The sequence below is a fragment of the Amycolatopsis rhabdoformis genome (assembly GCF_035918295.1).
Taxonomy (GTDB): domain Bacteria; phylum Actinomycetota; class Actinomycetes; order Mycobacteriales; family Pseudonocardiaceae; genus Amycolatopsis; species Amycolatopsis rhabdoformis.
In genome coordinates this window covers 1,550,294-1,563,076 of record NZ_CP142149.1, presented here as the reverse complement: position 1 = coordinate 1,563,076, position 12,783 = coordinate 1,550,294, and the positions used below count along the sequence as shown (strand labels likewise).

Genomic DNA, 12,783 nt, shown 5'->3' with positions numbered 1-12,783 from the left:
GGCCGGAGGCGGCGAAGAATTGGGGAAAGTTGTGCTGGAAGTCAAAGAGCTGTGCCACACCTACCTCACCGAAGACCGGGAAGCGGTCGCCGCGCTCGACACGATCGACCTCGTGATCGAGGCGGGCGAGTTCGTGGCCATCGTGGGCCCCAGCGGCTGTGGCAAGACGACCCTGCTGAACATCGCCGCCGGCCTGGAAACCCACGAGGGCACCGGCTCCATCACCGTGATGGGGCACGAACCCGCGCCCGGCCGCTCCGGCGTCGGCTACATGCTCGCCCGCGACTGCCTCCTGCCGTGGCGCCGCGCGATCGACAACGCGGCGCTCGCCCTGGAGCTGCACGGCGTCGGCAAGCGCGAACGCCTGCGACGCGCCACCGACGCGCTCGCCGCCGTGCAGCTGGCGGGCTTCGAATCCGCTTATCCGGCCCAGCTTTCCCAGGGCATGCGCCAGCGCGTGGCGCTCGCCCGGGTGTTCGCCGAGAATCCCGAACTCATCCTCCTCGACGAACCCTTTTCCGCCCTCGACGCCCAGACGCGCCTCGTCGCGCAGGACGCGTTCGTGGGGCTCTGGGAGCGCCACCGCGCCACGGTGGTGCTCGTGACCCACGACCTCGCCGAGGCCGTGGCGCTGGCCGACCGCGTGGTGTTGATGACCGCGCGCCCGGGCCGGATCAAGGAGATCGTGGACATCGACCTCCCGCGCCCGCGCACCGGCGAGGCGTGGGCGGCCGACCCGCAGTTCCAGCGCGTGTACCAGAACCTGTGGAAGAGCCTCAAGGAAGAGGTCGCCCGGACGCTCGACACCGGCGCGCAGCGGCTGCAGAAGGAGCTTTCGGCATGACCGCACAACTGCTGCACGCCCCGGAACAGGCCACGACCACCCCCGGCACCCGCCGCGGGCGCCGGATCTCCCGCCGCTCGCTGCTCGTGGCCGCCGGCGTGGTCCTGGTCCTCGTGGTGGTGTGCCTGCTCTGGCAGCTCGCCTACGACCAGGAGTGGGTGAACCCGCTCTTCCTCTCCAACCCGGTCGCCGTGGCCACCGCGCTGTGGAACGGAGTGGTGCACGGCGAACTGCTCGGCGCGCTCGGCATCACGCTGTACGAGACGATCGTGGGCTTCCTGCTCGCCCTCGTGTCGGGCATGGTCGTGGGCACGCTGCTGCACCAGCTGCCGCTCGTGAACCGCATCGTGCGGCCGTACCTCACCCTCCTCAACAACCTGCCGCGCCTCGCACTGGCCCCGATTTTCGTGCTGTGGTTCGGCGTCGGGCGCGAAGCACGGATCGCGCTGGTGCTCAGCTTCGTGTTCTTCGTGATCGCGCTCAACACCCAGGCCGGCCTGCTCAACACCGACCGCGACCGGCTCGTGCTGGCCAAGGCGCTGGGCGCGGGCCGGTTCGAGACGTTCTGGAAGTTCCAGGTGCCCGAGGCGATCCCGACGTGGTTCGCCGGGTTCCAGCTCGGGCTCACCTACTCGTTCCTCGGCGCGATCGTCGGCGAGATGCTCACCGGCGGCGACGGCATCGGCGCGGAGGTCAGCATCGGGCTCGCCGTGTACCGCACCGACCAGGTCTACGCCGAGATCATCATCATGGCCGTGGTCGCGACGCTGCTCTCCGGCGCGATCCGCGTCGCCGAAGAACGCCTGCTGCGCTGGCGCCGCTACGAACTGCGCGGCCTCGCCAAGCGCTGACCCGCCCCCGCTCCCCCACTCCATCCCCGCACCTCGCACCACCCCCGAGCAACCACCCCGCGCACCGACCCCGGGCCGACGCGCGAGTCCCGCACGCCCTTTTCCCCCTCCGCCCCAGGAAATCACGCCCCTCGACCACCACACTGCCCTCCGGAGACAACGATGAAGTTGCCACCTCTCCCCAGAACCCGCCGCCTCACCGCCCTGCTCGCGGCCACCGTCCTCGCCGCGACCCCCGCGGCCTGTGGTGGCGGCTCCGACGCCGCGGCGCCGCCCGCCAACGGCCTGCCGACGCTCAAGCTCGTGTCCTACACCTCCGGCGCCGCCGCCTGGATCGGGTACCTGGGCCAGAAAAAGGGCTTCTTCGCGAAAGACGGCGTGAACGTCCAGCTGGTGACCCTGCCCGCCGGCGCCCAGGCCACCTCGGCGCTGCTCGGCGGTTCGCTCGACGTGGCGAACCTCGACCTCAACAACATCGGCCCGGCGCTGGTGCAGGGCCAGAAGTTCAAGCTGCTGGTGAACGAGTACGTGAACAACTGGCAGATCATCAGCAAGAGCGCCGATGCCACCAAACCGCTCGACAGCCTGCTCTCGAGCATCAAGACCGTGGGCGTCCCCTCGCTCGGCGGCGCCGGCACGCGGTTCGTGCAGTACCTCGCGCAGCTGCACGGCGGCAACGCGCAGGCGATCAAGTACGTGGTGGACCCCAACGGCGCTTCGCAGGTCTCGGGCAGCACCGACGCCACGGCGACCGACCCGGTCGGCGGCTGCGTGCTGGAGAACCAGGGCTTCAAGTCCGCGTTCTCGTTCCTGGACCTCAAGGCGCCCAAGGAGTCCTACCCCGCGCAGGTGCAGGCGCTCATCGGCCTGCCGGCGCTGAGCTACTGGTCCTCGGCGAAGTGGGCCGACGACAACCCCAAGGCGGTGACGGCGTTCCAGCAGGGCGTGAAGGACACCATCGCCTGGGTCAAGGACCCGGCCAACGGCGACGAGATCGCGTCGATGCTGGCCAACACCGTCTGGCACGTCTCGTCGCTGCCCGGCCCCGCGTGGACCGCGTGTGTGAAGTCGACGGTGAAGCAGTTCGACCCCGAGTTCCCGCCGGCCGCGGTGGACACGTGGAACACGTTCGTGAAGGCCACCGGGGTGGCGCCGAACGGGCTCCCGCCGGCCTCGCAGTGGCTCGCCACCGGCGCGCCCCAGCAGTGACCGCGCCGGCCGGGCACCCGCGTGCCCGGCCGGCGTCCCCCGCCGTACCCCCGGTCAGGAGAGGATTTCGCATGGGCCAGACCATCGCCGAGAAGGTGTTCAGCCGCCAGAACGTGGCGCGTGAACCCGCCTACGCCGGCGACGTCATCGACGCCGACCTCGACGGCCTGATGGTGATCACCTACCAGGCCATCCGGGCCGCGTTCACGCGGCTGGGCTTCAAGGACGGCCCGCCGCTGGTGTTCGACCGCGACCGCGTGTACCTCATGAACGACCACGTGCAGCCCGGCATCAAGATCGAGGTGGCGCAGGCCGCCTACGACTCGAAGCTCGACGCGGCCCGCCTCGGCATCGCGAACTTCCGCGACACCGAGATGGGCGTGGGGCACCAGATGATGCTCGACTACGGCTACGTGCGCCCGGGTGAGCTGGTGGTGGGCAACGATTCCCACACCGTCTGCTACGGCGCGCTCAACGCCGCGTCCACCGGCATGGGCAACACCGAGGTCGCCTACGCGCTGGCGTTCGGACAGCTGTACTTCACCGTGCCCGAGTCGATCAAGGTGACGCTGCGCGGGGCCGCGCGGCCCTACCCCTTCGGCAAGGACATCATCCTGCACCTGGCCGGGCTCTACGGCGACGACTTCGCGCAGGACAAGTCCCTGGAGTTCCACGGCCCGCTCGCCTCGGCGATGGACCTGTCCTCGCGGATGACGATCGCCGACCACGCCGTGGAAGTCGGGGCGAAGTTCGGGCTCTTCCTCGCCGACGAGAAGACCCGCGCGTTCGTGGGCGAGCGCACCGACCGGCCCTACCAACCGGTCGAACCCGACCCCGACGCCACCTACGCGCGTGAGATCGAGCTCGACACCGACACGCTCGACTTCCAGGTGGCCAAGCCGTTCCGGTTCGACAACGTGGTGCCGGTCGGTGAAGTCGTGGGCACGCGCATCGACCAGGCCCGCGTCGGGTCCTGCGCGAACGGGCGTTACGAGGACCTCGCCATCACCGCGAGGATGCTGCAGGGCCGCAAAGTGGCACCCGGCGTGAAGTTCTACGTCTCCCCCGCGTCGATGAGCGTCTACAAGGAATGCGTGCGCACCGGGGTGATCGAGACGCTGCTCGACGCCGGGGTGCAGGTGCAGGAGCCGGGCTGCGGCATCTGCCAGTCGCCGCAGATCGTGCTCAACGAGGAGGTCTGCATCACCTCCACCACGCGCAACTACCGCGGCCGCTTCGGCGGCGCGACCTGCTCGGAGGCCGAGATCTACCTGGCCTCGCCCGCCACCGTCACCGCCGCCGCGATCGCCGGCGAGATCGTCCACCCGGGGGAGCTGCTCGATGTCTAGCCTGCAGGAGGTCCACCGCGGCCGGGTCTGGAAGTTCGGCGACTCGGTCGACACCAACCAGCTCGCCGGCGGCGGCCTGGTCGGGGCCAGCGCGGCGGAGACGCTGAAGATCAACTGCCTGCGCGGCCTGCGACCTGAGTTCCCCGACGCCGTGCGGCCGGGAGACTTCGTGGTGGGCGGCGAGAACTTCGGCTGCGGTTCGAGCCGCCAGACCGCCGTGGAGGCCCTGCAGCTGTGCGGGGTGGCCGTGGTGCTGGCCGACACGATGGCCCGCATCTTCCGCCGCAACTCGATCGCGCTCGGGCTGCCCGCGTTCGGCGTCCCGAAGATCTCCGACCTCGTGGACGACGGCGACGAGCTGATCGTCGACTACCCGAACCGCGTGGTGCGCAACGCCTCCAGCGGCGCGACCCTGCCGCTGGCCACGCTGCCGCCGAGCGTCGAAGAGGTCTACGAGAGCGGCGGCCTCGTGCAGGTGATCGGCAAGCGCCTGGCCGAACGCGGCATCTTCCCGACGAGCGCTCGCCCCGCCACCGCCCCGAAAGGAGCCCTGAAATGACGGTGCGGACCGCCGCCCAGGTGTTCGTCGACCAGCTCGCCGCGTGCGGCGTGACGAAGATCTTCGGCAACCCCGGCACCACCGAGTACGCGGTGCTCGACGCCGTCCGCGAGCGCGACGACGTCGAGTTCGTGCTGTGCCTGCACGAAGGCGTCGCGGTGAGCGCGGCCGCCGGCTACGCCCGGGCGAGCGGGCAGGTCGGGGTCGTCGAGCTGCACGCGGGGCCGGGGCTGGGCAACGGGCTCGGCATGATCTACGACGCGTGGGCGGGCCAGACGCCGCTGGTGGTCTACGTGGGCCAGGGCGACCAGTCCACGCTCTACCTCGAACCGACGCTCGGCGCCGACCTCGTCGGCATGGCCACGCCGGTCACGAAGTGGGCGTACGAGATCCGCACCCCCGACGAGGTGGCGCAGGTCGTGCGCCGCGCGATGAAGGTCGCGCACACCCCGCCGTACGGGCCGGTGGTGCTGTCGCTGCCGATGGACGTGTCGGAGCAGCCCTCGGCCGGTGCGGTCACGGCGCCGAGCGCGCTGCGGCACCGGCTGCGTCCCGACGCCGACGCGCTGGCCGAGGCGGCTGAACTGCTCCTCGCGGCCGACGCGCCGCTGATCGTGCCGGGCGACGGCGTCGCGCGCTCGGGCGCGCTGGCCGAGGTGGGCCGGCTCGCCCGCTTGGTCGGCGCGCCGATCCGCGGCGGCACGATGTCGGAGACGGCGATCGAGCCCGGCGAGCCGCTCACCGCCGACCGGCTGCACTTCGGCGGTGAGGAAGCCCGGGCGGTGCTCGCGCGGTACGACGTGGTCGTCGCCGTGGGCACGAAGGTGTTCACGCAGCTGTTCCCGCTGCCCGGCGACCCGGCGCCCGGCTGCCGGATCATCCACATCGGACTCGACGCGTGGGAGCTGGGCAAGAGCCACCCGAGCACGCTGGTGGCCGGCGACGAGCGCCAGTGCCTGGCCGAGCTGGCCGACCTCGTGGAGCTCAAGCTCGACGAGACCCGCGCCGCGCGGGCGGCCGACCGGCGCCGTTCGCTGGAGACTTCCCTCGCGCAGGCCGCGTCGCAGGCGCTGGCCGCGGACCGGCAACGCTGGGACGAGAGCCCGATGACGCCGGCCCGCGCGTGTTTCGAGATCACGCGGGCGATGCCGGAAGACGCGTGTGTGGTCGACGAAGCCATCACCACCCAAGGCGTGTTCTACCGCTACTTCACCCCGCAGCCGGGCCGGTGGTTCCGCGCCCGCGGCGGCGGGATCGGCGAGGGCCTGCCGATGGCGCTGGGCGTGCAGGCCGCGCGGCCCGGCACCCCCGTGGTCGCGCTGACCGGCGACGGTTCGTCGATGTACTCGCTCACCGCCTACTGGACAGCCGCCCACCACGAGCTCCCGGTGGTGTGGGTGGTGCTGAACAACGCGACCTACCGGATCCTGCAGGACAACGCCGTGCGCCGCCGCCCGGCCGCGCAGGCGCAGGACCCGGTGCTCGCGACTTCGTTGCAGGGCCCCGAAATCGACCACGCCGCCGTCGCCCGCGGGCTCGGCTGCGCCGGTGTGCGCGTGACCGAGCCGGCCGAGCTCGGGTCGGCGATCCACGACGCGCTCGCCTCCGGCCGGCCCACCGTGATCGACCTCGTCCTCGCCCCGCGCTGACCCCCGCCCCGGCTGAAAGGATCATCGTGACCTACCGAAACCAGCTGCTCGTCGACGGGGAGTGGCTCGACGGCGGCGGCACCCCGTTCGCCGTGCTCGACCCCTCCACCGAGCGGCCGATCGCCGAGGTCCAGACCGCCACCGACGACGACCTGCGCCGCGCCCTCGAAGCCGCCGCGCGGGGCGGGAAGACCTGGGCCGCGGTGGCGCCGTGGGACCGCAGCCTGCTGCTGCGCGAGATCGCCGCGCGAATGCGCGACCGGGCCGGCGACCTGGGCGCGATCGTGACCGCCGAACAGGGCAAGACGCTGGCCGAGGGCATCGGCGAGGTCCGCGTCGGCGCGGACTACTTCGACTGGTACGCCGACGAAGCCCGGCGGATCTACGGGCGGGTGGTGCCCGGCCGCACCGCCGACCGGCGCATGACGATCACCCACGAGCCGGTGGGTCCGGTCGCCGCCTTCACGCCCAACAACTTCCCGTGGGCCCTGCCCGCCCGCAAGGTCGCCGCGGCGCTCGCGGCCGGCTGCTCGATGGTGCTGAAGCCGGCCGAGGACACACCGCTCTCGGCGCTGGCGATGGCCGAGCTGTGCCAGGACGCGGGCCTGCCGGCCGGTGTGCTCAACGTCGTGACCGGCGATCCGGCGCACATCTCGTCGGTGCTGGTGGGCTCGCCGGTGATCCGCAAGATCTCCCTCACCGGCTCGGTCGCGGTCGGCAAGCTGCTGCTGGCGCTGGGCGCGCAGGGTGTGAAGCGCGCGTCGATGGAACTCGGCGGCCATTCGCCGGTGCTCGTGCTCGCCGATGCCGACCCGGTGGCGGCCGCGCGAGCCGCCGTCGCGTCGAAGTTCCGCAACTGCGGCCAGGTCTGCGTGTCGCCGAGCCGCTTCCTCGTGAGTGCGGCGGTGTACGACGAGTTCGTGGCGGAGATGGTGCGCCAGACCGAAAAGCTGGTGGTCGGCCCCGGCACCGAAGCCGGCTCCGAGACGGGTCCGCTGGTGAGCGCCCGCCGCCGCGCGGCCGTGGAGGAGCTGGTGGAGGACGCGCGCGGCAAGGGCGCGAAGGTGCTCACCGGCGGCGAACGCACGCCGGGCCGCCCGAGTGGTTACTACTACCAGCCGACGGTGCTCACCGACCTCACGCCGGACATGCGCGTGCTGACCGAGGAACCCTTCGGCCCGCTCGCGCCCGTGGTGCGGTTCGACGACCTGGACGAGGCGATCGAGATCGCCAACGGGGTCGAGGTCGGGCTGGCCGGCTACGTGTTCGGCACCGACGTGCTCGAGGCCGAGCGGGTCGCCGCGCGCCTCGACGTGGGCATGGTCAGCGTGAACTCCTACCTGCTGGCGCTGCCGGAAGCCCCGTTCGGCGGGATCAAGCACTCGGGTTACGGCCACGAGGGCGGGTCCGAGGGGATCCTCGACTACCTGAGCGTGCGGTACGTCAATGCGCCCTGCTGACGGCGGGTTCGACCGCACCCTGACCCACTACGGCGACCGCGGGTTCAGCAGCTTCGTGCGGCGGGCGTTCCTCAAGTCCGCCGGCTACGACGCGGCCGACCAGGAGCGGCCGGTGATCGGGATCGCCCACGGCATCTCCGACTACACGACGTGTCACCGGCACATGCCCGAGGTCGTCGAGGCGGTGAAGCGCGGCGTGCTCGAAGCGGGCGGGCTGCCGATGGCGTTCCCGACGATGTCGCTGCCCGAGATCCTGCTCTCCCCCACCTCGATGCTCTTCCGCAACCTGCTGGCGATGGAGGTCGAGGAGCTGCTGCTGGCCCAGCCGATGGACGCGGCGGTGCTCGTGGGCGGTTGCGACAAGACGCTGCCGGGACAGCTGATGGGCGCGCTGTCGGCGGACCTGCCGTTCGTGGCGCTGCCGGTGGGGCCGATGTCGTCGGGCTCGTGGGAGGGCCGCCGCGTGGGCGCGTGCACCGACTGCCGCCAGACGTGGCAACGGTTCCGCGCCGGCGAGCTCGACGAGGAACAGGTGGCCGACGCGCAGGGCCGGCTGTGCCCCGACTCGGGCACCTGCATGGTGATGGGCACGGCGTCGACGATGGCGTGCCTGTCGGAGGTGCTCGGGTTCGGTCTGCCGGGCAGCGGCACCCCGCGCAGCGGCTCGGGCGCGCGGCTGCGGGCCGCGGTGGCGACCGGGCGCCGCGCGGTGGAGATCGCGCGGGAACGCCTGACGCCGCGCAGTTTCCTGAGTGAGGCGTCGTTCCGCAACGCGATCACCGCGCTGTATGCACTCGGCGGCTCGACGAACGCGGTGATCCACCTGCTGGCGATCGCCGGACGAGCCGGGATTCCGTTGTCGCTGACGGATTTCGCTTCGTTGACCGACGACGTGCCGGTGCTCGTGGACGTGAAGCCGGTGGGCACGCGGTTCCTCGGTGACCTCGACGAGGTCGGCGGCGTGCCGGTGGTGGTGCGGGCGCTCGCCGACCGGTTCGACCTCTCCGCGCGGACCGTGACCGGGCAGACGTGGGCCGCACAGGTCGCCGATGTACCCGGGGTGCCGCCGTGGCAGGACGTGGTTCGTCCCCTCGACGCGCCGGTGAAACCCGCGCCGGGCATGAAGGTCGTGTTCGGGTCACTGGCACCGGACGGCGCGGTGATCAAGACGGGCGCGGCCGACCCGCGGCTGCTCAAGCACCGCGGACCGGCGCTGGTGTTCGATTCCGTGGAGGAGGCCGAGGAGCGGCTGTCCGATCCGGACCTCGCCGTGACGCCGGACCACGTGCTGGTGCTGCGCAACATCGGGCCCGTGGCCTCGGGGATGCCCGAAGCCGGGTCGCTGCCGATCCCGACCGTGCTCGCGCGCCAGGGCGTGAAGGACATGGTGCGGGTGTCCGACGGCCGGATGAGCGGCACGGCGTACGGCACGACGGTGCTGCACTGCGCGCCCGAGGCGGCGGTGGGCGGCCCGCTGTCGTTGGTGCGCGACGGCGACGAGATCGAGCTGGACGTGGCCGCGGGACGCATCGACCTGCTCGTGTCCGAAGAGGACCTTCGCGCGCGCACCCCGGCGCCGCCGCCGTCGTGGCTCGCCACCACGCGCTGGCGGCGGGTGTTCACGCGGTCGGTCGGGCAGGCCGGCACGGGTGCGGATCTGGTGGACTGATCGTGCCGGGTTCAGAGAATCGCCAGCGGGTTGGCCGGCGAGCCCGTGGCCCCGGCGAAGGCCAGCGGCGCCAGCACGAACTGGAACTCCCACGTGCCGAGTTCGGCGCAGGTGGCGGCGAGGGCTTCGAGGTTGCAGTTGTCGAGCACGCTCAGCCCCATCGCGACGATGCCGACGAGATGCACCGGATTGCGCACAGCCGGGTAACCCGAGGGGCTCGCGTCGGTGGAGGTGTCGGTGCCGATGAGGGCGACGTCGTGCTCGCGCAGCCACGGCAGGCAGGCCGCGTGCCAGCCGGCGCGGCCGGTTTCGCGGATCCGGTCCTGGCCCTGGGCCGCGACCTTGGCGCCGTAACCGGTGCGCAGGAGGATCGCGTCGCCGGGTTCGACGGTGAGGTCGTGGGCTTCGAGGAACGCGTCGAGTTCCTCGGGCCGCACCCCTTCGCGGGGGGCGAGCCAGTCGACGCCGCGGTGCGCGGCGGCGTCGACGAGCACGCCGCGCGTGACGATGCCGTGGCGCAGGGCCGAGATGTCGAGTTCGGTGGCGCCCTGGGCGGCCGTGACGAGTTCGGCGGGGCGGCCGTTGTACATGCGCCCGTCCCAGAACTGGTGGGCCAGCGCGTCGAGGTGGGTGAGCCGGAAGCCGTGCGGGTACAGGGAAATCTGCTCGGCGGCCCCGGCGTGGCGCGGGTGGCTCTCCTGCCCCGGCGCCAGGACGCGCGCCGGGTCCGCGAGGCCCTGGCCGGTGGTGACCATGAGCCGGCGCGGCGCCGTGCCGGCGTCGTCGGGGTGCTCGGAGGTGTCGATGTCCCACGCGCACGAGACGGCCCGCCCGCGGCGCACCAGACCCGCGGCGGCCCGGCGTTTCTCGTCGGTGACCAGGTTGAGGGTGCCGAGCTGATCGGCCGGACCCCAGCGACCCCAGTTGGACAGCGACTCGAACCAGGCGAGGACCTCGTCCTCGGTCGGCACAGTTTCAGGCATGCAGTGATGTGTAGCACGTTACGCACCGCCAGACCATCCTTTGAGGGAACGAGGGAACGCCCATGAGCATCGACACCGCTTCTTCGGTCGAGACCGCCCACGCGCTGCTTCAGGAGGTGCGGCGCAAGGCCACCGCGTGGCTGCTGGACCATCTCGGCCCGGACGGTGAACCCGACGGCGCGAGCGTGCGCAACGGCTTCTACCGCCTGCCGTGGACCCTGGCCTCCGTCGGCGAACGCGCCCGCGCGGCGCAGGTGCTCACGTGGGCGGAAAACCACGCCCTCGCCGACGGCGACCTGCGCGAAGGTCCCGCTCGCACGCCGTTCGTCACCGGCGCCGCGACCTACCCGCTCACGATCCTCGCCCACGGCGCCTGGGTGCTGGAGCGCTACGACACCGCCCGCGCCCTGCTCGACACCCTGGAGGCCCACTACCAGGACCCCGAAACCGGCGGCGCGTACATGGAGCGCCCGGAGGCCCGCACCACCGGCCGCCAGCTGCTGTACCCCACGATGCAACTCGGCCTCACCGCCCTCGCCACCGGCCGCGTTGCCATGGCGGACAAGGTCTTCGGCTGGTTCTCCCGGCTCATGGCCGCCCAGCGCGAACTGCCCGACCGCCTGTTCACCATGTGGTCCCCGGACGGCCTGGTCACCACACCCGAGGAATTCCTGACGGTGACGGACTTCCGCGTGCCTCTGCAGGCGTTCTACAACCCGGGCATCAGCGCCGCTTTCCTGTCCCGCTACCACGCGATGACGGGTTCCCCCGCGGCGAAGGCGCTGGCGCAGCAACTGCTTGCGTTGGTAGGCACCGGCACCCCCGCGCAGTTCGACCACACGCAGTCCGTGCAGATCTGCAAGTTCGGCTGGGGCTCCGCGTGCGCCGCGGACATCGACCCCACCGGCGACCACCTGGCGAACGTGATCCGCATGGCGCAGTGGTATTCGGACTCACAGGCCCCGGACGGCTCGTGGCTGCCGTCCGGCTTCCTGGTCCCGGAACCGTCGGTGGCGGACGCGATGCAGAAAACGGCGGAACACTTGTTGTGGGTGGTGACGATGCAGGCTTCGCTGGGTGGGCGCGGCCGTCAGGTGTGACGTCGGCGGGCAGCTCGCCGATCAGCCGGGCAACGGTCGGCGGCGGGTCACGGCCGAGCGCTCGGTGTCCTCAAGCGACGCTGAGAAATCAAGGTCGGACAAAAACCAACCATCCGTGCGAATTTTCAGGTCACGACTTTCGTAGCTAACCCGCGCCGCGCGCTGTCTGGTCTGCTCAGGGGCAAGATCCTGCAGGTCCCCGGAGGGAGAAGGCGAATGAGGGCAGACGTGAGGCGCGTGGTGGCGGCGCTGGCCGGTGTGGTGGCGGCGGGCGTGGTGGCCGCGGCGGGGGCGCCCGCGGCGTCGGCCGGGCAGGAGCCGTTGATCGTGGGTGGGACACCGACCACGATCGACGACTTTCCGGCCACGGTGATCTTCAACGTGAACGGCGCGCAGCACTGCGCGGGCAGCCTGGTCGCGCCGAACAAGGTGCTCACGGCGGCGCACTGCACCGACGGCGTGAAGGCGGCGTCGATGGAGATCATCGGGGGGCAGACGAACTTCTCCGACACCACGGGCGAAAAGGCGGGCGTGAGCGAGGTCTGGCAGAACCCCGACTTCACCATGGCCGGCATGCAGCACGACAACTCCGTGCTCACGCTCGACAAGAACCTGTCCTTCAAGCCCGCCACGCTGGTGCAGTCCGCCGACGACCCGGCGTACAAGACCGGCGCCGACGTGACCGTGGTCGGCTGGGGCACCACGTCGGAAAACGGCGACGTGTCCGACGGGCTCCTGAAGGTCACCGTGCCTGTGTCGGACAACGCCGCGTGCGCCGCCGCGTACGAGAAGATCGGCGACAACTTCGACAAGGCCTCGATGTTCTGCGCCGGCGTCCCGGAAGGCGGCAAGGACTCCTGCCAGGGCGACTCCGGCGGCCCGGCCTACGTCGACGGCAAGCTCGCCGGCATCGTGTCGTGGGGCCAGGGCTGCGCGCGCGAAGGCTTCCCCGGCGTGTACACGAACGTCGGCAACGACTACCAGGTCATCAGCTCGCACCTCGGCTGAGCTCGAGCCAGACCGCACGTCCGCTCCGGCGGGGCTGACCACGGCCCCGCCGGACCGCGTACGACCCTCCCGGCCGGCCGAATCCGACCGCGCCGCGGCTCG

At 71.7% G+C, this 12,783-nt stretch carries 11 protein-coding genes; 10 read left to right on the top strand and 1 reads right to left on the bottom strand.

Annotated elements, in window-relative coordinates; translation table 11 throughout:
• Positions 1-31: 31 nt before the first annotated feature.
• The 8 genes from VSH64_RS07255 to VSH64_RS07220 all read left to right on the top strand — a co-directional run bounded on the left by VSH64_RS07255 (position 32) and on the right by VSH64_RS07220 (position 9,590).
• Entirely contained in the window at positions 32-844 is an 813-nt protein-coding gene (locus VSH64_RS07255; RefSeq protein ID WP_326834713.1) for an ABC transporter ATP-binding protein, read from the top strand.
• Entirely contained in the window at positions 841-1,695 is an 855-nt protein-coding gene (locus VSH64_RS07250; RefSeq protein WP_326834712.1) for an ABC transporter permease, read from the top strand. The genes VSH64_RS07255 and VSH64_RS07250 overlap by 4 nt, the downstream gene beginning before the upstream one ends.
• A 162-nt stretch (positions 1,696-1,857) precedes the next feature.
• Positions 1,858-2,904, top strand: a complete 1,047-nt coding sequence (locus VSH64_RS07245; RefSeq protein WP_326834711.1) for an ABC transporter substrate-binding protein — start codon at positions 1,858-1,860, stop codon at positions 2,902-2,904.
• A 71-nt stretch (positions 2,905-2,975) separates the two neighbouring features.
• Positions 2,976-4,253, top strand: coding sequence for an aconitase/3-isopropylmalate dehydratase large subunit family protein (locus VSH64_RS07240; RefSeq protein ID WP_326834710.1), 1,278 nt, complete (start codon positions 2,976-2,978; stop codon positions 4,251-4,253).
• On the top strand, positions 4,246-4,812 hold the full coding sequence (locus tag VSH64_RS07235) for a LeuD/DmdB family oxidoreductase small subunit (protein ID WP_326834709.1): 567 nt from the start codon (positions 4,246-4,248) through the stop codon (positions 4,810-4,812). Before VSH64_RS07240 ends, VSH64_RS07235 begins: the two co-directional genes overlap by 8 nt.
• Positions 4,809-6,461 carry a thiamine pyrophosphate-binding protein gene (locus VSH64_RS07230; protein WP_326834708.1) on the top strand — a complete coding sequence of 551 codons (1,653 nt, stop codon included), beginning with the start codon at positions 4,809-4,811 and terminating at the stop codon, positions 6,459-6,461. Before VSH64_RS07235 ends, VSH64_RS07230 begins: the two co-directional genes overlap by 4 nt.
• Positions 6,462-6,487: 26 nt before the next feature.
• Complete coding sequence (locus VSH64_RS07225) at positions 6,488-7,921, top strand: NAD-dependent succinate-semialdehyde dehydrogenase (protein WP_326834707.1); 1,434 nt, start codon at positions 6,488-6,490, stop codon at positions 7,919-7,921.
• Entirely contained in the window at positions 7,908-9,590 is a 1,683-nt protein-coding gene (locus tag VSH64_RS07220) for a dihydroxy-acid dehydratase (RefSeq protein WP_326834706.1), read from the top strand. Before VSH64_RS07225 ends, VSH64_RS07220 begins: the two co-directional genes overlap by 14 nt.
• A gap of 11 nt (positions 9,591-9,601) precedes the next feature.
• Here the strand turns inward: VSH64_RS07220 and VSH64_RS07215 are convergent, their stop codons facing one another.
• Positions 9,602-10,573, bottom strand: coding sequence for a cyclase family protein (locus VSH64_RS07215; RefSeq protein ID WP_326834705.1), 972 nt, complete (start codon positions 10,571-10,573; stop codon positions 9,602-9,604).
• Between the two features lie 62 nt (positions 10,574-10,635).
• On the opposite strand from VSH64_RS07215, the gene VSH64_RS07210 reads away from it, so the two are divergent.
• Together VSH64_RS07210 and VSH64_RS07205 are read left to right on the top strand one after the other, a co-directional pair.
• A complete protein-coding gene (locus VSH64_RS07210) occupies positions 10,636-11,673 on the top strand; it encodes a hypothetical protein (protein ID WP_326834704.1) in 1,038 nt (345 codons plus the stop codon).
• Positions 11,674-11,889: 216 nt separating this feature from the next.
• A complete protein-coding gene (locus VSH64_RS07205; RefSeq protein WP_326834703.1) occupies positions 11,890-12,681 on the top strand; it encodes a S1 family peptidase in 792 nt (263 codons plus the stop codon).
• Positions 12,682-12,783 lie beyond the last annotated feature (102 nt).

Bases quoted from the DNA above. Each gene is read 5' to 3' on its own strand.
- VSH64_RS07250 (WP_326834712.1), top strand. From the start codon at position 841: ATGACCGCACAACTGCTGCACGCCCCGGAACAGGCCACGACCACCCCC.
- VSH64_RS07245 (WP_326834711.1), top strand. From the start codon at position 1,858: ATGAAGTTGCCACCTCTCCCCAGAACCCGCCGCCTCACCGCCCTGCTC.
- VSH64_RS07240 (WP_326834710.1), top strand. From the start codon at position 2,976: ATGGGCCAGACCATCGCCGAGAAGGTGTTCAGCCGCCAGAACGTGGCG.
- VSH64_RS07235 (WP_326834709.1), top strand. From the start codon at position 4,246: ATGTCTAGCCTGCAGGAGGTCCACCGCGGCCGGGTCTGGAAGTTCGGC.
- VSH64_RS07230 (WP_326834708.1), top strand. From the start codon at position 4,809: ATGACGGTGCGGACCGCCGCCCAGGTGTTCGTCGACCAGCTCGCCGCG.
- VSH64_RS07220 (WP_326834706.1), top strand. From the start codon at position 7,908: ATGCGCCCTGCTGACGGCGGGTTCGACCGCACCCTGACCCACTACGGC.
- VSH64_RS07215 (WP_326834705.1), bottom strand. From the start codon at position 10,573: ATGCCTGAAACTGTGCCGACCGAGGACGAGGTCCTCGCCTGGTTCGAG.
- VSH64_RS07210 (WP_326834704.1), top strand. From the start codon at position 10,636: ATGAGCATCGACACCGCTTCTTCGGTCGAGACCGCCCACGCGCTGCTT.
- VSH64_RS07205 (WP_326834703.1), top strand. From the start codon at position 11,890: ATGAGGGCAGACGTGAGGCGCGTGGTGGCGGCGCTGGCCGGTGTGGTG.